The organism is Streptomyces sp. NPDC008079, from assembly GCF_042957385.1.
GTDB lineage: Bacteria > Actinomycetota > Actinomycetes > Streptomycetales > Streptomycetaceae > Actinacidiphila.
Window position 1 is genome coordinate 1,585,353 of the sequence record NZ_JBIBIC010000001.1, and the last position, 21,987, is coordinate 1,607,339.

18 protein-coding genes are annotated in these 21,987 nt (G+C 72.0%); 12 read left to right on the plus strand and 6 right to left on the minus strand.

What is annotated here, in order from left to right; all coding sequences use genetic code 11:
• Window positions 1–93 precede the first annotated feature (93 nt).
• Complete coding sequence (locus ACFZAM_RS07015; protein WP_391043429.1) at window positions 94–912, minus strand: methyltransferase domain-containing protein; 819 nt, start codon at window positions 910–912, stop codon at window positions 94–96.
• A 57-nt stretch (window positions 913–969) separates the two neighbouring features.
• Here ACFZAM_RS07015 and ACFZAM_RS07020 point away from each other — a divergent pair, with 57 nt between their 5' ends.
• Complete coding sequence (locus tag ACFZAM_RS07020) at window positions 970–1,695, plus strand: GntR family transcriptional regulator (protein WP_391043432.1); 726 nt, start codon at window positions 970–972, stop codon at window positions 1,693–1,695.
• 166 nt (window positions 1,696–1,861) lie between these two features.
• A complete protein-coding gene (locus ACFZAM_RS07025; RefSeq protein WP_391043434.1) occupies window positions 1,862–2,323 on the plus strand; it encodes an ATP-binding protein in 462 nt (153 codons plus the stop codon).
• Between the two features lie 128 nt (window positions 2,324–2,451).
• Here the strand turns inward: ACFZAM_RS07025 and ACFZAM_RS07030 are convergent, their stop codons facing one another.
• Together ACFZAM_RS07030 and gltX are read right to left on the minus strand one after the other, a co-directional pair.
• Entirely contained in the window at window positions 2,452–3,120 is a 669-nt protein-coding gene (locus tag ACFZAM_RS07030) for a hypothetical protein (RefSeq protein WP_355337924.1), read from the minus strand.
• A gap of 87 nt (window positions 3,121–3,207) precedes the next feature.
• The gene (gltX, locus tag ACFZAM_RS07035) at window positions 3,208–4,593 is read right to left on the minus strand and encodes a glutamate--tRNA ligase (RefSeq protein ID WP_391043596.1); all 1,386 of its coding nucleotides are present in this window, start codon (window positions 4,591–4,593) and stop codon (window positions 3,208–3,210) included.
• Window positions 4,594–4,776: 183 nt separating this feature from the next.
• On the opposite strand from gltX, the gene ACFZAM_RS07040 reads away from it, so the two are divergent.
• The 6 genes from ACFZAM_RS07040 (at window position 4,777) to ACFZAM_RS07065 (ending at window position 12,977) form a co-directional block, all read left to right on the plus strand.
• Complete coding sequence (locus ACFZAM_RS07040) at window positions 4,777–6,468, plus strand: FAD-binding dehydrogenase (RefSeq protein ID WP_391043436.1); 1,692 nt, start codon at window positions 4,777–4,779, stop codon at window positions 6,466–6,468.
• Between the two features lie 298 nt (window positions 6,469–6,766).
• The gene (locus tag ACFZAM_RS07045; RefSeq protein WP_355337930.1) at window positions 6,767–8,563 is read left to right on the plus strand and encodes a glycoside hydrolase family 6 protein; all 1,797 of its coding nucleotides are present in this window, start codon (window positions 6,767–6,769) and stop codon (window positions 8,561–8,563) included.
• A gap of 294 nt (window positions 8,564–8,857) precedes the next feature.
• Window positions 8,858–10,042, plus strand: a complete 1,185-nt coding sequence (locus ACFZAM_RS07050; RefSeq protein WP_391043439.1) for a serine hydrolase — start codon at window positions 8,858–8,860, stop codon at window positions 10,040–10,042.
• Between the two features lie 4 nt (window positions 10,043–10,046).
• Window positions 10,047–10,892: an SDR family oxidoreductase gene (locus ACFZAM_RS07055; protein WP_391043442.1), complete on the plus strand. Its 846-nt coding sequence runs from the start codon at window positions 10,047–10,049 to the stop codon at window positions 10,890–10,892.
• A gap of 158 nt (window positions 10,893–11,050) precedes the next feature.
• A complete protein-coding gene (locus ACFZAM_RS07060; protein ID WP_391043444.1) occupies window positions 11,051–12,040 on the plus strand; it encodes an NAD-dependent epimerase/dehydratase family protein in 990 nt (329 codons plus the stop codon).
• Between the two features lie 4 nt (window positions 12,041–12,044).
• Window positions 12,045–12,977: an RNA polymerase sigma-70 factor gene (locus ACFZAM_RS07065; protein ID WP_391043447.1), complete on the plus strand. Its 933-nt coding sequence runs from the start codon at window positions 12,045–12,047 to the stop codon at window positions 12,975–12,977.
• 3 nt (window positions 12,978–12,980) lie between these two features.
• On the opposite strand, the gene ACFZAM_RS07070 is transcribed toward ACFZAM_RS07065, so the two are convergent.
• From ACFZAM_RS07070 to ACFZAM_RS07080, 3 genes are all read right to left on the minus strand, one after another.
• Complete coding sequence (locus ACFZAM_RS07070; protein WP_355337945.1) at window positions 12,981–13,826, minus strand: DMT family transporter; 846 nt, start codon at window positions 13,824–13,826, stop codon at window positions 12,981–12,983.
• Between the two features lie 90 nt (window positions 13,827–13,916).
• The gene (locus tag ACFZAM_RS07075; protein ID WP_355337948.1) at window positions 13,917–15,551 is read right to left on the minus strand and encodes a penicillin-binding transpeptidase domain-containing protein; all 1,635 of its coding nucleotides are present in this window, start codon (window positions 15,549–15,551) and stop codon (window positions 13,917–13,919) included.
• A 232-nt stretch (window positions 15,552–15,783) separates the two neighbouring features.
• Window positions 15,784–17,508 (minus strand): phospholipid carrier-dependent glycosyltransferase, encoded by a 1,725-nt coding sequence (locus tag ACFZAM_RS07080; RefSeq protein ID WP_391043451.1) that lies wholly within the window; start codon window positions 17,506–17,508, stop codon window positions 15,784–15,786.
• Between the two features lie 324 nt (window positions 17,509–17,832).
• On the opposite strand from ACFZAM_RS07080, the gene rsmI reads away from it, so the two are divergent.
• From rsmI to ACFZAM_RS07100, 4 genes are all read left to right on the plus strand, one after another.
• Entirely contained in the window at window positions 17,833–18,708 is an 876-nt protein-coding gene (rsmI, locus tag ACFZAM_RS07085; protein WP_355337951.1) for a 16S rRNA (cytidine(1402)-2'-O)-methyltransferase, read from the plus strand.
• 351 nt (window positions 18,709–19,059) lie between these two features.
• On the plus strand, window positions 19,060–19,659 hold the full coding sequence (locus ACFZAM_RS07090; protein WP_391043455.1) for a hypothetical protein: 600 nt from the start codon (window positions 19,060–19,062) through the stop codon (window positions 19,657–19,659).
• Between the two features lie 35 nt (window positions 19,660–19,694).
• The gene (locus ACFZAM_RS07095; RefSeq protein ID WP_355337957.1) at window positions 19,695–20,582 is read left to right on the plus strand and encodes a TatD family hydrolase; all 888 of its coding nucleotides are present in this window, start codon (window positions 19,695–19,697) and stop codon (window positions 20,580–20,582) included.
• Between the two features lie 146 nt (window positions 20,583–20,728).
• The gene (locus ACFZAM_RS07100; RefSeq protein WP_391043457.1) at window positions 20,729–21,874 is read left to right on the plus strand and encodes a ubiquitin-like domain-containing protein; all 1,146 of its coding nucleotides are present in this window, start codon (window positions 20,729–20,731) and stop codon (window positions 21,872–21,874) included.
• Window positions 21,875–21,987 lie beyond the last annotated feature (113 nt).

Consider the following 21,987-nt stretch of genomic DNA (forward strand, 5'->3'; position numbering starts at 1 on the left):
GCGCCCCCGCCTCGCCCCCGTCCGCCGCCCATGCGCCCCGCCCCGGGAGCCCCGGGGGACCCCGTCCCACAGACCTTGGCCAGACGGCCGACGTCAGGCGGTCCCCACCGCCAGCAGGTGCGATGCGGCGGACAGCAGCTCCGGGTAGGGCTCCGCCAGCCGGGCGGCGGTCAGCGCCGCGGCGAACATCGGTGAGTCGGTCAGAGACTCGCCCGTGTGCTGCTCGGTGGCCTTCAGCAGTGCCCAGGCCGGGCCCTCGACGCCGAGGACGGTCACGTCGGTGAGGCCGCCCGCGCAGGTCAGCTCATCCGCCAGCTCCGCCGCCGTATGGAAGTAAGCGGCTGTGAAGCCCTTGCGTCCGGGGTCGTGGCGGCCCGTCGCCAGGATGTCACCGACGGCGTCCCGGACGCGGTCCTTCGTCAGCAGCGTCGTCGCGGTGTGCTCGAAGAGCGAGGCGTACCGTCCGATCGCGGCGGCGGCGACCATGCCGCCAGGCCGTACCACCCGCCGGGCTTCCGCTAGCGCCTGATCGCGGTCGGCACGCTCCAGCAGGTGGTAGAGCGGTCCGAGCAGGAGGACGGCGTCGTACGTCCCGGCCCCCGCGCTCAACGCTCGCGCGTCGCCCAACTCCGTGGTGCAGCCGACCGACTTCGCGTGCTCCACATGCCGTTCGACCGGGTCCACCAAGTGCACCCGGTAGCCGTCCTCGACCAGCCACTTCGCATGCACCCCGGCCCCGCCGCCGACATCGAGCACAGCGGCGGGCGCGGGCGGCAGATGACGCCGCAGGATCTCCCGGGTCCGCGCCAACTCCAGCGCGCCGTCGGCAGAGGAGGTCAGACGCGTCGACTCGTCGAATACCGAGCCGTAGAAGTCCAGGATCTCGGACGCTACATGGGGTGCGGTCGCCATGGTTGTGATGGTCTACCCTGACCGGTCAACCTGTCCACCGAACGGGAGTGCCCCGCCATGCCCAAGCTCAAGTACGAAGAGATCGCGGATTCGTTGCGGGCCCGGATCGCCGACGGTGAGTTCGGTTCGGGAGATGTCCTGCCGTCGGGGCGGGATCTGTGCGAGCAGTGGTCCGTGTCGCGGGCGACGGTCATCAAGGCGATGGATGTACTGAGGGGAGACGGCCTCGTGGCGGCTCGCCAGGGGCAGGGATTCCACGTACTCGCAACGCCGTTGGCGCGTCCCGCCGGTCGGCGCCGGGCAGACGCCACGCGCGTGACCGGTGGTCACCCCTTCCGACGGTTGGGCAAGCCTGTTCACGAAACGCCGCCCGACCGTGTCGCAAGGATTTTGGACCTTGCCGCGGGCGTGTCCGCTCTGCGGCGTGACCGCTTGGTGCTGCTTGACGACGGTGCTCCGCTGTCGCTGGTCACGGCGTGGTTTCCGGCGGACATCGCGGCGGCCTGTCCGAAGCTGACTCAGGCGGGTCCGATCGCCGAAGGGACGACCCATTACGTGGCCCGCCAGACCGGGCGTTCACCGGCGCGGGGTACCGACCTCACGAAAGTGCGCCTGGCGACGTCAGCGGAGGCGGAGCAGTTGCGACGTGAACTACCGCTCGCAGTCGCGGTCGTGCTCCATGTCGCGCACGACGAGGACGGCCGGGTTCTCGTCGCAGAAGAGGGCGTCACTCCTTCCGACCTGTGGGAGCTGACGGACAACTACCCGATGAGTCACGGATAGTTGACAATCACTTGACTGGACCGGTCAACCGGTCCAATCTCAAGGGGGGCGATTTCCTCGCACCCCTTGTTCGTCGTTGGCGTGCCGCGCGGGGTCCAGGCCGGGATCGCCGCACATGCGGCACGTCTGCGTATGACTTCGCTGTGCTACACGAAGGGAACCGTTCGTGACTGATGACAGCGCTGCGCTCAAGGCCGGAGTCTTACCCGCGGCCGTATCGAGATTCTTCGACGCGAAACGCGAATCGGTCGGGCTGGCGCGCGAATTCGCCGCAGGGGCTCTGAGGGCATGGGGGTTGTCGCCTGTCGTTGACGACGTGCGGTTGTGCGTATCGGAGTTGGCGTCGAACGCGTTGGCGCACGGGACGCGGCGGGGGCACGGGTTTTTGGTGCGGGTGGTGGTGGGGGACGGGTGCGTACGGCTGGAGGTGCATGACAGTCGTGACGAGGAGGGGGAGCGGAGGCCGCGGGTGTGCGAGCCCGGTGCGGCGGATGTACGGGGGCGGGGGCTGTTGATCGTCGCGGCGGTCGCGGACGGGTGGGGGGTCGAGGGGCGGGAGCCGTTCGGGAAGGTGGTGTGGGCGCGGTTCAAGGGGGTGGCTTCCGGGCCCGCGGGCGGGGAGGGGTGATGCGGGGGGACCTGGTCGAGACCGGGCGCAGTTCGTCGTCATCGCCTACCGCGCGGGCGTGGCCCACGCCGCCCCGGAGAGCGGCGCGGACGGCCGTACGTGGTCAGGTGGTGGGGCTACGGCTACGGCTACGGCCGCGGGTAGCCGATGGCCGCGATGTCGTCGGCCAGTTCGGGGAGCGTGAGGTCGGGGTTGAGCGTGGTGACGACCTCGGCGGTCAGCGGGCGCAGGGCGAGGACGTGGTGGACGGGAGCGGGGGCGACCGGGACCTCGTAGTAGTCCTCGGCGAAGGCGCGGTAGGCGTCGGCGTCGCGGTCAGTGAGCAGCGGGAAGAGGAGCCCGGCGCCGTCGGGGTCGCCGTCGGGCGCGTCGGGGAACTCGATGGCGCCGCCGGTCCGCCACGCGGTGTCGGCGGCCTGCCGCCAGAGGCAGGCGGTGACGACGGGCATGCCGTCCTCGTCGCTGAAGGCGGGCTCCTCGACGCAGGGGCGGAAGACGGCGGGCACGTCGTCGAGGACACCGGGCCACGGCCCGTCCTCGACGTAGGGGCTCATCCGGGACTCGTGGGCGAAGCCGCGGACGTAGGCACCGAGGGGGGAGAAGACGATGGAGTACTCGTCGCCCGAGCCGTTGCTCATGGAGGCCATCTCCTCGACGTCCGACCAGTGCGCGTCGAAGGAGTAGAAGCGGCTCTCCCACGACGGGCTGAGTATCGCCTCCAGCATGGCCAGCGCGCGGCAGTGGTCACGGAGCACGGGGATGGCGGGGAGCCGTCGGGCGGTGTCGTAAACGGTCACGGCGGCGACCGTACGCCGTCCGGCGGCCGGTCCCGATGCCGGGTCCGGCGCGGCGGTGTAAGACCCGCCGCGCCAGGGTGGCGGGTCTTACGACTCGGCGGGCGTCTCCGACTCCAGCCGGGCGCGGGCGGCCTCCAGGCGGGCCAGCGCGCGCTCGCGGCCGAGGGCTTCGAGCGACTCGAAGAGCGGCAGCCCGACGGTGCGGCCCATGACGGCGACGCGGATGGGCGCCTGGGCCTTGCCGAGCTTGAGGCCGTGGGCGGCGGCGATGGACTCCAGGGCCGCCTTCAGGGGCTCGGCCGACCAGTCGGGAAGCGCGCCCAGTTCATTGGCTGCGTCGCGCAGAAGATCCGCCGCGCCCGCCTTCATCGCCTTGGACCACGACGCGTCGTCGCGCACCGGCTCGTCGAGGAAGAGGAAGTCGACGTACGACGTGATCTCGGACAGCAGGGCGATCCGGGTCTGGGCGAGCGGCGCGACGGTCTCGAAGACGGCCTCGTCGTACGACAGCGGGTCCCAGGTGGCGTGCGGGGCGGTCAGCCACGGCGCGCAGGCGCTGACGAAGGCGGCGGGGGACAAGGCGCGGATGTACTCGCCGTTGAAGGCGGTGAGCTTCTTGACGTCGAAGAAGGCCGAGGAGCCGATGACGTCCTCGATGCGGAAGAGCCGCTCCAGCTCCTCGTAGGGCAGGATCTCGCGGTCGTCGCCGGGGCCCCAGCCCAGCAGCATCAGGTAGTTGACCATGGCCTCGGGCAGGTAGCCCTCGGCGAGGTAGTCCTCGAGGGCGACCTTGTCGCGGCGCTTGGAGAGCTTCTGCCGCTTCTCGTTGACGATCACCGGCAGGTGCGCCCAGGTGGGCGGGGTGGCGCCCAGCGCCTCCCAGAGGAGCTGCTGCTTGGGCGTGTTGGACAGGTGCTCTTCGCCGCGGATGACCTGCGTGACGCGCTCGTCGAGGTCGTCCACGACGTTGGCGAGCAGGAAGACCGGGGAGCCGTCGCCGCGGGCGATGACGAAGTCCTCGATGGAGCTGTTGGGGAAGGCCGGTTCGCCGCGGATCAGGTCGACCACGACCGTCTCGCCCTCGTCCGGCGTGCGGAAGCGCATCGCCCGCCCCGGCTCGTACGCCAGCCCGCGCTCGCGGCAGAAGCCGTCGTAGCCGAGGTGTTCGGAGCCGGTGCGCTCCTTGAGCATGTCGCGCGTGCAGTCGCAGTAGTACGCGCGCCCCTCGATCTGGAGCCGGGAGGCGGCCTCGCGGTGCCGGTCGGCGTTGTGCGACTGGAAGTACGGGCCCTCGAAGGCGGGGTCGGCGCCGCTGATGCCGATGGCGGCGAGCGCGCTGATGATGCCGTCGATCCATTCGGGCTTGTTGCGCGCCGCGTCGGTGTCCTCGATGCGCAGGACGAAGGTGCCGCCCGACTGTCGGGCGACCGCCCAGTTGTAGAGGGCGGAACGGGCGCCGCCGACGTGGAACATACCGGTCGGGGAGGGGGCGAAACGGACGCGGAGCGGGGCATCAGACATGGCGTGAATCCTACCGAGCCGGGTCGGCGCCCCGCGCCTCGGATTATGCGGGGTCCCGATGCCGCTGACCCGCGCCCGCCGCTCGCGTAACGTGCTCGTCACTACGTTGACTACTGGCGAGTAAGGAGCGGTCGGATGGCGCTGGACGCGGATGTCGTGGTGGTGGGCGCGGGGCTGGCCGGTCTGGTGGCCACGGTCGAGCTGGCGGAGGCCGGACGGAAGGTGATCCTGGTCGACCAGGAGCCCGAGGCGTCCCTCGGGGGCCAGGCGTTCTGGTCCTTCGGCGGGCTCTTCTTCGTCGACTCGCCCGAGCAGCGCCGGATGCGGATCAAGGACACGCCCGACCTCGCGCTCCAGGACTGGCTCGGCACGGCCGGCTTCGACCGGCCCGAGGACTACTGGCCGCGCCGCTGGGCCGAGGCGTACGTGCACTTCGCCGCGGGTGAGAAGCGGGCCTGGCTGCACCAGCGCGGCATGCGCTTCTTCCCGGTGGTCGGCTGGGCCGAGCGCGGCGGCTTCCTGGCCACCGGCCCCGGCAACTCCGTGCCGCGCTTCCACATCACCTGGGGCACGGGGCCCGGCGTCGTCGCGCCCTTCGCGCAGCGGGTGCGCGACGAGGTCGCGCGCGGGCGGGTCGAACTGCGCTTCCGGCACCGGGTGACCGGCCTGACCCGTACCGGCGACACCGTGGACGGTGTGACCGGCGAGGTCCTGGTGGCCAGCGACGTGGCGCGCGGCGAGGCCAGTTCGCGGGAGACGGCGGGCGCGTTCGAACTGCGCGCGCAGGCCGTGGTCGTCACAAGCGGAGGCATCGGCGGCAACCACGATCTCGTACGGGCCGCCTGGCCCAAGCGGCTCGGCACCCCGCCCGGCAAACTGCTCTCCGGCGTTCCCGCGCACGTGGACGGCCTGATGCTCGGCATCACAGAGGCGGCGGGCGGAAGGTTGATCAATGGTGACCGGATGTGGCACTACACCGAGGGCATCGAGAACTGGAACCCGATCTGGGCCCGCCACGGCATCCGTATCCTGCCCGGCCCTTCGTCGCTGTGGCTGGACGCCACCGGCAAGCGGCTGCCGGTCCCGTACTTCCCCGGTTTCGACACGCTCGGCACCCTGGAGCACATCATGGGGACGGGCCACGAGTACACCTGGTTCGTCCTCACCCAGAAGATCATCGAGAAGGAATTCGCGCTGTCGGGCTCCGAGCAGAATCCGGACCTGACCGGGAAGAGCGTGCGCGACGTGCTCAAGCGCGCGCTGCCGGGGGCGCCGGGGCCGGTCGAGGCGTTCAAGCAGCACGGCGTCGACTTCGTGGTGGAGAAGGACCTCGGCGCCCTGGTGCGGGGGATGAACGCCGTGACGGGCGAGGGGCTGGTCGACGAGGCGGTCGTACGGCGCGAAGTCGAGGCGCGCGACCGCGAAATCGCGAACACCTACACCAAGGACTTGCAGGTCACCGCCATTCGCGGGGCCCGCAACTACCTCGGCGACAAGCTCATTCGCACCGCGTCGCCGCACCGGCTGCTCGACCCGAAGGCGGGGCCGCTGATCGCCGTGCGGCTCAACATCCTGACCCGGAAGTCGCTCGGCGGCCTGGAGACCGACCTCGAAGGGCGCGTCCTGCGCGGCGGGTCGGAAGGCGCGGAGGACGGCGGCGCGGCCGGTCGCGGCGAGGTGCTCAGCGGGCTCTACGCGGCGGGCGAGGCCGCGGGATTCGGCGGCGGCGGGATGCACGGATACCGGTCGCTGGAAGGGACGTTCCTCGGCGGCTGCATCTTCTCCGGGCGCGCGGCGGGGCGGGCCGCCGCGGCCGCGACGGCATAACGCGCGAGCGGGCGCCGGGGGTTCCGCCCCCGGCGCTCCCTCCGTGCCCGGTGCCCGGCCGCCCGTCCGGGCGGGTCCGCCAACCGTCATGCGTTTCAGAGGTGTTGGCGCCCGGCCCCCGTCCGGGACCAACTCCATGGACGTAGCGCCAAGCATTGACAGGAGCGGACCGCCTGCCCACTATGGGAGCGCTCCCACGTTAAGAGCGTGTAACCGAACCATGCTTCACCGCACCACCTCCCATGACCCCGCGAAGTCGTTTCGAGGGGTCCATCCCCCCTATGGAGGTTGTTCGCACATGGCAGTCCCGACAGTCCGACGCAGAACCGCCGCGCTCGCGGCCGGCCTGATGGTCGTCGCCTCAGGCGGCGTGGTCGCCGCGATGAGTACGACATCCGCCTCGGCGGCCACCGCCGGTTGCTCGGTCGCCTACGACGTGAGCCAGTGGGATTCCGGCTTCACCGCGCAGGTGACGATCACCAACACCGGCCCGGCCATCACGAGTTGGCAACTCGGCTGGAACTTCCCCGGCAATCAGAAGGTCACCCAGGGCTGGAACGCCACCGTGAGCCAGACGGGCGCGGCCGTGACCGCGGCGAGCCTGTCGTACAACGGCGCTGTGGCGACCGGCGGTACGGCGACCTTCGGCTTCAACGGCTCGTACAGCGGCACCAACACCAAGCCGTCGTCGTTCACCCTGAACGGCGTCGTGTGCGGCGGCGGCACCGGTACGACCCCGCCGACGACGCCCCCCACGACGCCCCCGACCACACCCCCCACCACTCCGCCGACGACGCCCCCCACGACGCCGCCGACCACCCCGCCCACCTCGCCGCCGCCCGGCACCAGGGTCGACAACCCGTACGCGGGCGCCAAGGGCTACGTGAACCCGGACTGGTCCGCGAAGGCCGCGGCCGACGGGGGATCGAAGATCGCCAACCAGTCCACCGCGGTGTGGCTGGACCGGATCGCGGCGATCGCGGGCACCAACGGTGCCATGGGGCTCAAGGCCCACCTGGACGCGGCGGTGCAGCAGGCCGCAGGCCAGCCGCTCACCATCGAACTGGTCATCTACGACCTGCCCGGCCGTGACTGCGCCGCGCTCGCCTCCAACGGCGAACTGGGCGCGACGGAGATCGGCCGCTACAAGACCGAGTACATCGACCCGATCGCCGCGATCATGTCGGACCCGAAGTACGCGGGCCTGCGGATCGTCAACATCATCGAGCCCGACTCGCTGCCCAACCTGGTCACCAACGCGGGCGGCACCGCCGGTTCGACGGACGCCTGCGCCACGATGAAGGCCAACGGCAACTACGAGAACGGCGTCGGTTACGCGCTCGCCAAGCTCGGCGCGATCGGCAACACGTACAACTACATCGACGCCGGACACCACGCCTGGCTCGGCTGGGACACCAACCTGGCGCCCGCCGCGCAGGAGTTCCTGAAGGCCGCGAAGACCGGTGGCGCCACCGTCAACGACGTCCAGGGCTTCATCGTCAACACGGCCAACTACAGCGCCACCGTGGAGCCGAACTTCAAGGTCACGGACAGCGTGAACGGCACCACCATTCGCCAGTCCAAGTGGGTTGACTGGAATCAATACGTCGATGAGCAGAGCTACGCGCAGGCCCTGCGCAACCTCCTGGTGTCGGACGGCTTCAACTCCAACATCGGCATGCTGATCGACACCTCCCGCAACGGCTGGGGCGGCGCCTCGCGTCCCGCCGGTCCCGGGGCGACCACGACCGTTGACACCTACGTCGACGGTGGCCGTATCGACCGCCGCATCCACGCCGGCAACTGGTGCAACCAGTCCGGGGCCGGCATCGGTGAGCGCCCGACCGCGGCGCCCGCCGCCGGTATCGACGCCTACGTGTGGGTGAAGCCTCCGGGTGAGTCCGACGGTTCGAGCACCCAGATCCCGAACGACCAGGGCAAGGGCTTCGACCGGATGTGCGACCCGACCTACACCGGTAACGCCCGCAACGGCAACAACCCGACCGGTGCCCTGGCCAACGCCCCGCTCGCGGGTGCCTGGTTCTCGGCGCAGTTCCACCAGCTCGTGCAGAACGCGTACCCGCCGCTCCCGTAGCGGACCCCCCACCGGGCCCGTGACGGGTCCCGCGCTCCGGCCGGACACTCTCCGGCCGGGGCCGCGGGCCCGCCGCGGGCCGGGTGGTTTTCCGGCTCCTGCCGCGGGGAATGGGTGCCGCCCCGCCGCCGATCGTGGGGAACGGGTGCCGCCCCGCCGCCGCCCGCGCTCGGCCGCGTATACGGCCCGTCCCACCGCCTGTTTACAGAACGCGCATCTTCGTCGTGCACCATGGGTGCCGCAGAGTTCGGTGCAGCGGGTGGACCGGCGGAGCGGCAGGCGGAGGCGGCATTCATGGACGCGTTCACGGACGTCCACGGCACGGCGGAGGACGGCTGGGAGCCGGTACGTACCGCTTTCGCGCAGAATTTCACCCGCCGGGGGGATGTCGGCGCCGCTTTCGCGCTCTATAGGCACGGTCGCAAGGTGGTCGACCTGTGGGGCGGTGCCGCGGCGGCCGGGGAGCCCTCGGGGAAGCCGTGGGCCGAGGACACCGTGCAGATCGTCCGGTCGGCCACCAAGGGCGTGGTCGCGGCCTGTCTGCTGCTGCTCCACCAGCGCGGTCAGTTGGATCTGGACGCGCCGGTGGGCGCGTACTGGTCGGAGTTCAAGGCGCACGGCAAGGAGCGGGTGACCGTCAGGGACGTGCTGGCGCACCGGGCAGGAGTGCCCGCGCTGGACACGCCGTTGACGCCGGAGCAGGCGCTCGACGGCACGACGGGGCCGCGCGCGGTGGCCGCGCAGAAGCCGCAGTTCCCGCCGGGCGCGGCGCACGGGTACCACGCGCACACCTACGGCTGGCTGGTCGCGGAGCTGGTGCTGCGCGCGTCGGGGCGGACGGTCGGCCGCTTCGTCGCGGAGGAGATCGCCCGGCCGCTCGGCCTCGACCTGTGGGTGGGGCTGCCGCCGGGGCAGGCGCACCGGGTGGGCGGGACCGCCGAGACCGTCACGCCGGAACCGGCCGTCTCCGGCGCGCTGCGGGCCCGGCCCAAGCGGTCCGTGCAGGACGCGTACGCCGACCCCGAGTCGCTGACCATGCGCGCCTTCGGGGCGATCTCGCCGCGGCCCGACGAGAACGACCCCGCCTATCGCGCGGGTGAGCTGCCCGCCGCCAACGGCATCACCGACGCGCGCTCGCTGGCCCGCTTCTACGCGGCCCTGATCGGGGAACTGACCGACGGGCCGCGGCTGTTCGTGCCCGCCACGCTCACCGCCGCCCGGACCGTGGAGTCCGAGGGGCCGGATCGAGTATTGATCGTCAACACTCGATTCGGCCTGGGATACATGCTGCACGGCCCGGCGTCCCCGCTGCTGGCGCCCGGCTCCTTCGGGCATCCCGGCCGCGGCGGCTGCCTCGGTTTCGCGGACCCCGCGAGCGGAATCGGCTTCGGCTACGTCACCAACGGCATGCAGAAGAACGTCACTGCGGATCCCCGTGCCCAAGCCCTGGTCAGGGCGGTACGGGAGTGCCTACGCTGACCCGATGGTGCGTAACGGGACAGCTGCGGCGGCGTATTCAGGGCAACGATTCGCGACCTACACCGTCATGGTGACCGGCGGCGCGCGGGGCATCGGCGAGGCGACGGCCCGCAGATTCGCCGCGGAAGGCGCCGCCGTACTCCTCGCGGACCTCAACGGTGAAGCGGCCGAGCGCACCGCCGCCTCGATCCGCGAGGACGGCGGACGGGCGGAGGCGGTCGGGTGCGACGTCGCCGACCGTACGGCCGTGGACGCGGCGGTCGGACACGCGGTGGCGGCCTTCGGCGGCCTCGACGTCCTCGTCAACAACGCCTATTCGTGCAGCGATCACTCCGAGGACTTCACCGAGGAGCCGGACGAGAACTGGCTGCGCGACCTCGACGTCACCCTGACCGGCGCCATGCGCTGTTCCCGCGCCGCGCTGCCGCACCTGGCCGCCGCGACCGGCGGGCGCGGCGCGATCGTCAACATCGGCTCGGTCAACGGCATGTCGTACTTCGGCAACCACTCCTACAGCGCGGCCAAGGCGGGACTGATCTCCCTGACCCGCACGCTCGCCGTGCACGCGGCGGCCAGCGGCGTCCGCGTCAACCTCGTCGCGCCCGGCACCATCCGCACGCCCGCGTGGGCGGGCCGCGAGTCCATGCTGGAGACCGCCGCGGGGCTGTACCCGCTCGGCCGCGTCGGCGAACCCGCCGACATCGCCGCCGCCGTCACCTTCCTGGCCTCGGCCGACGCGTCCTGGATCACCGGTGTCACGCTGCCGGTCGAAGGCGGCATCCTCTCCGCGAATCCGGGGTTCACCCACGCGCTGTCGGCCGGGACCGCCGACGACGACGAGGCGCCGTAGGAGCCGCGGCGGGAGCCGCCGTCGGCGCCGCCGGGAAAGAGTGACGCAGGTCACCTCCGCTTCTGTCACGCAGGCGCCGGGCCGTTTGTCCTATGGGCATCGACGAGGCGGCCGGCCTGTGTGGGTCCGGCCCCGGCACGGGACGAGGGACGGACGGCATGGACGCTGCGAAGGACACGGGAAGCGACCGGCGCACGGGCGGCGGGGGCCTGCGGATTCTGCTGGCGGGCGGCAGCGGCGTCCTGGGACGTTCCGCCGCGAAGGAGTTGACAGCCGCCGGGCACCAGGTGGTACAGCTCGGCAGGGGCGCGTCCCACGACATCCGCGCCGACCTCCTCGACCGTGACGCGCTGCTGCGCGCGGTCGACGGGCTCCGCTTCGACGTCGTCGTGCACGCGGCGACCGAGCTGTCCGGCAAGTCCATGACCAGGCACCGGGACATGGACGGCACCAATACGCTGCGTACGGCCGGATCCCGGCACCTCTTGGAGGCGGCCCGCACGACCGGCGCGTGGCGCTGCGTCACGGAGTCGATGATGTTCGGCTACGGGTACGGCGACCACGGTGAGGGTCCGGTCACCGAGGCGGGCACACCCTTCGGGCCGCACAGCGACGACAAGCACCTGGAGCGGCACGTCGCCGCCATGCGCGTCAACGAGGAGCTGGTCCTGGGCGCGGACGGCGTCGAGGGCGTCGCCCTGCGCTTCGGCCTCTTCTACGGCGCCGGCGTCACCGACACCCTGATGCTGCCACTGCTCCGCAAGCGCACCATGCCGGTCGTCGACGACACCCACCGCCAGGTGTCGTGGGTGGCGGCCGGCGACGCCGCCCGCGCGGTCGCGCTCGCCGTCACCTCGGGGCGGCCGGGGCAGGCGTACAACATCGCCGACGACCGGCCGCTCGGCTTCGCCACCCACATCCGCGCGGTCGCGGACGCGTACGGAGTGGCGCGCCCGCTGACCGTACCGGCCTGGGTGCTGCGCGCCACCCCGCTGATGCGCGCGATCATGGGGACCCGGCTGAAACTGGACAGCGCGAAGGCGGCGGCAGAACTGGGCTGGCGGCCGTCGTACCGCGACAGCGCGCAGGGCGTGCGGGCGATCGCCGCCGGGCCGGTTGCCGGGGCCGGGCCGCTGCTGCCAGCCTGAGCGGATGACGGACGACACGGGGGAACGGCGCACGGGCGGCACGTACGAGCGCCCACAGGGCGACCTCGGCGGCGCGCGCGAGGACGACGCCTTCCTGCGCGACCGGCGGCTGCTGTTCTCCACCGCCTACCACCTCCTGGGCAGCGTCGCCGACGCCGAGGACGTACTCCAGGACACCTGGCTGCGGTGGGCGCGCGTCGACCGCGCCGACGTCCGCCACCCCACCGCCTACCTGGTGCGTACGGTCTCGCGGCTCTGCCTGAACCGGCTCACCTCGGCGCGCGCCACCCGTGAGACGTACATCGGCCCGTGGCTGCCGGAACCGCTGCTGACCGGGCCCGACACCGCCGACCGCACCGACACGGCGCACTCGGTGTCCATGGCCATGCTCGTCGTCCTGGAGACGCTCAGCCCGCTGGAGCGCGCGGTGTTCGTGCTGCGCGAGGTCTTCGGCTACGAGTACGCGGAGATCGCCGCGGCCGTGGAGCGCGCGGAGCCGACCGTACGGCAGACCGCGCACCGCGCCCGCGCGCACATCCAGGCGCGCCGCTCCCGTTACGACGCCGACGACGCCACCCGCGCGGCGGTGACCGAGAAGTTCCTCGCGGCCTGCGCGGGCGGCGACCTCAACGCCGTGCTGGCGCTGCTCGCCCCGGACGTGACCGCATGGTCCGACGGCGGCGGCAAGGTGACGGCCGCCACCCGCCCGCTGCGCGGCACCGACCATGTGGCCCGGTGGGTCCTCGGCGTCCTGGGAAAGCCCGAACTGGCCGCGATCACCGCCGCACCGGCCGCCGTCAACGGCCGGTCGGGTGTGCTTTTCACCCTGCATGGCGCGCCCGCCGGCGCCCTCACCTTCGAACTCGCCGCCGGCGGCCGCATCCACGAACTGCGCTTCCAGGTCAACCCCGACAAGCTGCGCGGCCTGTCCGGGTGAGCGTCAACTCGCGTGCAGCATCAGACCTATGCCGGTCACGACCACCACGGCGGCGACCATACGGGGACGGCCGAAGTGCTCCTTGAAGAACAGCGCGCCTATGGCGGCGCCCGCGATGATCGAGGACTCGCGCAGGGCGGCGACCGGGGCCAGCGGCGCGCGGGTCTGGGCCCACAGGACGAGGCCGTAGGCGGTGATGGACAGGGCGCCGCCGAGGAGGCCGCGCAGGGCGACGGGTCTTAGCTGCGCGGCCAATTCTCTGCGGCGCGCAGAGAATGCCACGGCCGGGATCACCAGGCCCTGGAACAGCAGCAGCCAGGCGATGTAGCCGAGCGAGCTGCCGGAGGCGCGCACGCCGACGCCGTCCACGACCGTGTACCCGGCGATGGTCAGTCCCGTACCGGCGGCTGCCGTCAGCGCGGGCCAGTTGGGGCGCTTGCCGCGCAGGCCCCACAGGGCGACGCCGCCGAGCCCGGCGCAGGAGGTGATGACGCCCGCGGTCTGCCAGGGCCCCGGCCGCTCGGCGACGAAGACGGCCGCCAGCACGGTGACGGCGAGCGGCGCGATGCCGCGGGCTATCGGATAGACCTGCCCGAACTCGCCGAGCTGGAAGGACCGCATCAACAGGTACTGGTAGGCGAGGTGGATGACCACCGACGCGATCAGATACGGCCACGCGCCCGCGTGCGGCACCGCCGCGAAGGGCAGCAGGGCCAGGGCGCACAGGGCCCCGCCGCCGCCCACGAGGGTGAAGGCGAGGACCTGGTCCTTGATGCCGTGCGCGATGGCGTTCCACGCGGCGTGCGTGATCGCGGCGGTGAGGACGACGGCGACGACCAGCGGCGTCATCCGCGGCTCGAACGGCCGGGGCTGCTCGTACGGTGCGGACCGCTCAGACGGCTGGGGCGGTTCGGGCGGTGCGACGGACGCATCGGCGGGTCAGGAGGCGCGCAGCACGGCCGCCACGATGGGGCCGGCGGACTGGTTGCCGTGACCGCCGCTGTGGACGACGGCGGCGGCGGCGACATGGCCCGCGTACGCGGTGAACCAGCCGTTGGCCTCCGCGGAGGTGTCGGTCTCGGCGGAGCCGGTCTTGGCACCGGAGTTGGGGCCGAATCCGCTCATCACACCGCTGGCCGTGCCGCTGGTGATGGTCGCGCGCATCATCTGCCGCAGATACTGCGTCGTCTTCGACGGGATGCCGGAGGCGGTGGCGATGGGTCCCTCGATGAGGCTCTTGGCGACGATCCGCGGCTGGTGGAAGTCACCGGTGCTGGCGGTCGCGGCGACGGACGCCATGATGAGCGGGCTCATCTGAAGAGTGCCCTGTCCGATCATCTCCGACGTCAGCTCGTCCCCCGTGCCGCCCGGCACCACCGGGTCCTGGGACACGGTGCCGATGTTCCACCCCTGCGTCAGGCCGAACTGCTCGGCCGTGTCCACGAGTCCGGTCGCGCCGAGCGTCTTCGCCTGGAGGATGAAGCCGGTGTTGCAGGACTTCATGAAGTCCCATTGCAGCGAGGCGCCGGGGTTGTTCATGCCGCCGTCGTTCTTGTACGCCTTGCCGTAACCGTAGTTCGCACCATTGATGCACTTCGCGGGCGAGGACGGCGTCAGACCGCGCTGGAGCAGTGCCGCCGCCGTGACGATCTTGAACGTCGAGCCGGGCGCGGCCTTGTCCTGCAACGCGTAGTCGGTGCCGGACGCCGGGCCGTAGGCGACCGCCAGGATGGCGCCGTTCGTGGTGTCGACGGCGGTCACCCCGGACTTGTCCTTGCCCGCCACCGCCTTCTCGGCCGCCTTCTGGATCGTGGCGTCGAGCGTGGTGTCCAGCCGTACGGGCTTGCCCTTCTTGAGCACGTTCAGCGTCTTGCCGGCCGAGTCGTCCGCCTTCTGGACGTACGTCTCGATGCCGGGGGTGCCGTCGCCCAGCTTGTCCGCGTACCGCGTGCGCAGGTCGGGGATGATGCGGCTCAGCGACGGATAGTCGGCCGGGTCCATCACCCGTCCCTTGCGGTCCACGACATCGACCTCGGGCACCTTGGCCTGACCGGTGACGAGCTGGTCGCCGTCGCCCAGCTCCGGGCTGATCACGGACGGCTTCCACCGCACGACCGGCTTCCCGCTCGCGCCGCGCACGACGGTCAGCGACGAGCGGTAGCTCCAGGGGGTGGTGACGCCGTCGTACGTGACCTGCGCGGTCACCGTGAACGGCATGGTCGTGGTGGTCGTCGCCGCCGGTGTGCCGGGGGTGAGCTGCACGGACGTCACATGGGCCTGCGTCTTGTACGCGGTGAGCGCGGCCGTCGTCGTCCGCACGGAGTCGGTCAGGGCCGCCGCCCGCGTGATGTCGCCCGACGACCACGCGGTCAGGAAGTCGTCCCCGACGTCGGTGACTTCGGCGGCGCTCGGCGGCGCGGTGTTGACCGGCGTCGGCTTGGGCCGCGCGGACTTGCCGCCGCCCCCGCCGCCGCCCTCCAGCGAGTCGTAGACGTTGTAGGCGCCGTACCCGGCGACCACGAGCATTCCGACGAACACCGTGCCGATGATCCCCGACTTGACACCCCGTGACATGGGCACGAGACCTCCCCCTCCCCTTTGAACGCGTTCAAGGAACGCGCGCTGTAGCACCCTACGGGACCCCTGTGCGGAGGAAGGTCTCAGTCCGGGCACGGGTTCGTACGGAAACAGCCCTCCCGGGACCCTCACCCGTCCCAGGAAAACTCAGCCCGGCCCCGTAGCGCTGTCCGGCCCCCCGGCGCTCGGCGCTCGGCCCCCGCGCTCGGGCCCCGGCCCCGGACCCCGGTCAGACCCAGGAGTCGAACCACATCCTGGCCTGCCAACTGCTGTACGGAATCGTCATACCGGTATAGATCGGGAAGAAGTAGATGAAATTCCAGATGATCAATAGGACAAGCGTGCCCGCGCCGACCGCGCCCCACATACGTCTGCCCTCACTCGCACTCGGTGGGCCGAGGAAGGCGCCGATCATCATGGCGACCGCGAGGCAGAGGTAGGGGACGAAGGCGACGGCGTAGAAGAAGAAGATCGTACGGTCCTGGTAGAGGAACCAGGGGAGGTAACCGGCGCCCGCCGCGCACAGGATGGCGCCCGCGCGCCAGTCGCGGCGCATCGCCCAGCGGTAGACGAGGTAGATGAGGGCGAAGCAGGCGGACCACCACAGCAGGGGCGTGCCCAGCGCGATGATCTCGCGGGAGCAGCCGGCCGCCGCGTGGCAGCCGTCCTCGCCGTTCTTGGGGGACTGGAAGAAGTACGAGACCGGGCGGCCGAGTACGAGCCAGCTCCAGGGGTTGGACTGGTAGGGGTGCGGGGTCTGGAGATTGACGTTGAAGTCGTAGACCTGCACCTCGTAGTGCCACAGGCTGCGGATCGGGGCCGGGATCCACGACCAGGTGCCGCCGCGGGCGTCCGCCCAGTGCCGTCCGTAGGCGTTGTCGGACAGGAACCAGCCGGACCAGGAGAGCAGATACGTCACCAGGGCGACCGGCAGGATCGTCAGCGCGGCCCAGCCCAGGTCCTTGCGCAGGACGGCCAGGTACGGGCGGCGGGCGCCGGCCAGGCGGCGTGAGCCGATGTCCCAGACGACGGTCATGATGCCGAAGACCGCCAGGAAGTACAGGCCGTTCCACTTGCTGGCGCAGGCCAGGCCGAGGCAGACGGCGGCGGCGATCCGCCAGGGCCGCCAGCCCATGCCCGTCCGGTCGCCGACCTGCCGGTCGGGTCCCGCGTAACCGCTCTCGTCGACGGGCAGGGCGCGCGCGAGGCGGGCCCGCGACCAGTCGCGGTCGATCAGCAGGCAGCCGAACGCGGCGAGCGCGAAGAAGGAGATGACGAGGTCGAGCAGCGCGATCCGGCTCATCACGAAGTGCAGTCCGTCGACCGCGAGCAGGGTGCCCGCCACGCAGCCGAGCGCCGTGGAGCGGAACAGCCGTCGCCCTATCCGGCACAGCATCAGCACGGACAGCGTGCCGATCAGCGCCATCATGAAGCGCCAGCCGAAGGGGTTGAGCCCGAACATCCACTCGCCGACCGCGATCACCCACTTGCCCATCGGCGGGTGCACGACATAGCCGGGCGCGTCCGAGAGCGGGATCACCTGGGGGTGGGCCAGGATCTGCGGGTTGGAGACCTTGCCGTCGGGCCAGGTGCCCTCGTAGCCGAGCTTCAGCAGCGACCAGGCGTCCTTGGCGTAGTACGTCTCGTCGAAGACGACGTCACGCGGGTTGCCCAGGTGCCAGAAGCGGATCGCCCCGGCGAAGACGGCGACCAGCAGCGGGCCGAGCCAGCCGCTCCACTTCGCCACCCGGTGGGCCGCGACGGGGCCGAGGCCGAGCGCCTCCCACATCCGGGTGCCCGGCTCGGGGAACGGCGGTACGAGGCGGTCGCGGGTGTCGATCCGAGTCCGTTCCGCATAGCCGAACCGGCGCAGTCGTCGCGCCCACGCGCTCGACTCCGCCTCCACCCGAAAGCCCTCGTCGGCCCGGTCCTGCGTCGCGGTCTCACTTGTCACCGGCCCATCGTAGGGAAACCCCCTGAGAAAGCGATGAGGTCCGGGCTCACCGCCCGGGTTTGTCCGCAATCCCGGCCGGTAACCAGGGGTGCGCGGGCCGTGTCCGGGCGGTTTCCGGGCGGTGGGGCGGCCGGGATCGGGGCCGATGCCGTTCGTGCGGGGCCGCGGGGGCGGGCGAGGGCCCCCGGCGTGATCCTGGTCACGCGCCGTGCGGCCGGCTCCGAGGAGCGGGGCGGGGGGCGCGGGGCGGTGGGCGTTGGACGCTGGGCGCTGGGCGCTGGGCGCGATTGAGGGGATACGGCGGGCAGGTGGGAGGCTGGGGGCGTGACCACCTCAGCCGTCGGCGTCCTCGTTCTGGCCGGAACCCCCATCGGCGACCCCGCCGACGCCCCGCCCCGCCTCAGCGCGGAACTGCTCGCCGCCGATGTGATCGCCGCGGAGGACACCCGCCGCTTCCGCCGTCTCACGCACGCGCTGGACGTGCACCCGACGGCCAGGGTCGTCTCGTACTTCGAAGGCAACGAGAGCGGGCGCACCCCGGAGCTGGTCGAGGCGCTGGAGGGCGGCGCGCGGGTCGTGCTGGTGACGGACGCGGGGATGCCGTCGGTGTCCGACCCCGGCTACCGGCTGGTGGCGGCGGCCGTCGAACGCGACATCAAGGTGACCGCGGTGCCGGGCCCGTCGGCCGTACTGACCGCGCTGGCGGTCTCCGGGCTGCCGGTGGACCGTTTCTGTTTCGAGGGCTTCCTGCCGCGCAAGGCGGGCGAACGGCTGTCGCGGCTGCGCGAGGTCGCCGCCGATCGCCGCACCCTGGTGTATTTCGAGGCGCCGCACAGGATCGACGACACCTTGGCGGCGATGGCGGAGGCGTTCGGCGAGGAGCGCAGGGCCGCGGTCTGCCGGGAGCTGACCAAGACGTACGAGGAGGTCAAGCGCGGGCCGCTGAAGGCGCTCGCGCTGTGGGCGGCGCAGGGGGTGCGCGGCGAGATCACCATCGTGGTGGAAGGCGCGCCGGAACCCGGCCCCGCCGACCTCGACCCGGCCGAACTCGTCCGCCGGGTGGCGGCCAGGGAAGAGGCGGGCGAGCGGCGCAAGGAGGCCATCGCGGCGGTCGCCGCCGAGGCGGGCCTGCCCAAGCGGGAGGTCTTCGACGCCGTCGTCGCCGCCAAGCGGACCGGCGAACTGCCCCCGGGCGCCTGAGGACGGGGACTCCGCACGGCCCGGCGGCGTGCGGCCCGAGGACCGTTTTCTGACGGCGCGGCGGCCTGCGGTCCGAGGACCGTTTTCTGACGGCCCGGCGACCGCCGTTCGCGGAATCCGTCGCCTGATGCCCTGATTCCCGGGCGCACAATCCCGACGGGCCGCCCTTTTGACGCCGTAAGAACCTAAACCGTATGCATGGCAAAGCAATATCCGCCATCTGCCACATACGGGCCCAAATCTGGCTCAAGAGTCGGGCGCATCTCCTGCGGAGCGGGCAAATCGGGCGTTCGCTGGTAGGTGCAAAGTCCCGCTCCGGACACCGTGTCCGGAGGGCACGCAGGAGCTGCCATGAGCGAGACCATCGGAAGCGATCCCCGTCCCGTCGCCGCCGCCGCACCGGGTACGCCCGCCGTACCCGTCACGGTGACCGTCACCGCCCCCGCACCCGACGGCCCGGCTCCCGCACCCGACCGCGCGGCCGCCGCGCGCGAGGAGGCGGGCCGGAACGCGGCGGAGGCGTACGCCTTCGCCTGCCTGAACTGCGGCCACGGCTGGGAGCAGGCGTACGAGATCGAGCACCATGTGGACGCGTCCGGCCACGCCTTCGTCGTCTACCTCGCGGACGGCGCGAGGGTGCCGTCACCGCTCACCCGCCCGGCGTGCCTGAACTGCGGCGGTACGCACGTACGCATCATGCGCTCGGGGCAGGTCTCCGGCGTCGCCTCCGTATGGGCACACCCGCGGGGCGACCGCGGTGTGCGCCGCGAGCACCACTGGTCGGTCCTGCACTTCCTGCACCGCAAGCCGCACGGGGAGCGCGGCAAACACGGGGAGCGCGGCAAGCGCGCCAAGCAGCACGGCAAGCACGGCGGGCGGCCCGACACCCAGCCCGGAGCGCAGCCCGGCCTCCAGTGCGATGAGCAGTCCGGGGGAGCCGACACCGCCTGACAGGACGACGGCCCCGCGTCCTTAGGATCGGGGCCATGCCCGACAAGAACGCCAAGGCCGACGACAAGAAGTCCGCCCCGCCGGCGCCCGAGCCGCTGCGGGTCGCGGTCGCCGATTCCCACACCCACCTCGACATGCAGCCGGGCACGGTTCCCCAGGCCCTCGCCCAGGCCGCCGCGGTCGGCGTCGACACCCTCATCCAGGTGGGGTGCGATCTCGCGGGTTCCCGCTGGGCGGCGAAGACGGCCGCCGCCCACGACGCGATCTGGGCCACCGTGGCCCTGCACCCGAACGAGGCGCCCCGCATCGTCCACGGAGCGCCCGAGGGCTCCTACGGGGGCGCGCAGGCGCCGCGCGGCATCGAGGGGCTCGACCGGGAGATCGATGAGATCGACGCGCTCGCCGCCCTTCCCCAGGTGCGCGGCGTCGGCGAGACCGGCCTGGACTACTTCCGCACCGGGCCCGACGGTGTCGCCGCCCAACAGCACTCGTTCCGTCGCCATATCGACATCGCCAAGCGGCACGGCAAGGCGCTGGTCATCCACGACCGCGAGGCGCACGCCGACGTGCTGCGCATCCTCGACGAGGAGGGCGCCCCGGACACCGTCGTCTTCCACTGCTACTCCGGCGACGCCGAGATGGCCGAAGTCTGCGCGGCGCAAGGGTTCTACCTCTCCTTCGCCGGCACCGTCAGCTACAAGTCGGCGCAGAATCTGCGCGACGCGGTGGCCGTCGCCCCGCTCGACCGCCTCCTGGTGGAGACCGACGCGCCTTTCCTCACCCCGGTGCCCTACCGCGGACGGCCGAATGCGCCATACCTCATTCCGGTCACGCTGCGTGCGATGGCCGCGGCCCGCGGCATCGACGAGGACACCCTCGCGACGGCCGTCGCGGCCAACACCGCCAGGGCGTTCGCCTACTGACGTTTCCACGCGCTCACCCGGACAGGTGACTTCGCGTGACCGGAGGTGACGACGCCACGTGATGGCGAGCGCTTGGCCGGTGGCGACAAGTCGGCTACGTTCCCGGTTCCCCGCACCGGAACCCCGCAGCCGTGGAGCGAGCCGTCGTGAGCAATACGCAGGGCACACACCGAGCCGCCGCCCATCCGGCGGCCGCCGTCCGGCGCACCGGCCGCGCGATCGTGCCGCGGGCGCTGGTGATGGCGGTCCTGGCGGGCGGCACCGGCGCGTACGTGCTGGCCGACAAGGCGGTACGGCTGACCGTGGACGGCCGGCCGCGCACGCTGCACACCTTCGCCGACGACGTGGCCGACGTGCTGCACGAGCAGGGCGTCGAGGTGGGCGACCACGACATCGTGGCGCCGGCGCCGGGCGAGGCGCTGCACGACGGCGACGACGTGGTGGTCCGCTACGGCCGTCCGCTGACGCTCACCGTGGACGGCCGTCACCAGCGGGTGTGGACGACCGGCAAGACCGTCGCGGAAGCGCTGCGGCAGCTCGGCGTACGGGCCGAGGGCGCGTATCTCAACGCCTCCCGCGACGCGTCCATCGGCCGCCACGGCCTCTTCCTCGACGTGCGCACGGAACGTACGGTCACCGTCCTGGCCGACGGCCGCGAGCACACCGTGCGCACCAACGCCGCCACCGTCCGGCAGGCCGTCGCGGACGCGGGCGTCACCCTCGGCGGCCAGGACGCCACCTCCGTGGACGCCGACAGCTTCCCCCGCGACGGCCAGACCGTCTCGGTGCTGCGGATCTCCGGCCACCAGGAGACCCGCGAGGAACCGATCCCCTTCCGCACCCGCAAGCACACCGACGCGACGCTCGCGCAGGGCACCGAGGCCGTGGACCGGCCGGGCCGCGACGGCGTCCGCCGCGTCACCTACGCCTACCGCACCGTCAACGGCGTCCGGGAGCGCCCGCGCGTCGTGGAGTCGGTGACCGCGCGCGAACCGGTCACCGAGGTCGTACGCGTCGGCACCAGACCGCCGCCCACCGCCGTCACGGGCGCCGACGGCCTCAACTGGGGCGGCCTCGCGCAGTGCGAGGCGGGCGGCAGACCCGACGCGGTGGACGCGACCGGCACCTATGGCGGGCTCTACCAGTTCGACGTGCACACCTGGCACAGCATCGGCGGCCAGGGCCGCCCCCAGGACGCCCCCGCAGCCGAGCAGACCTACCGGGCCAAGAAGCTGTACGTCCAGCGCGGCGCCGCCCCCTGGCCGGTCTGCGGGCGGCACCTGGGCGGTTAGGGCCGGACAGGCCCTAGGTGTATTGATCACGAGCGTTGTTGACATGTGCCGGTGCTTGATCATGGCGAAGACCTCCGGTGTGGTGGAGCTGTCTAGGACTGCACCGCACGGAG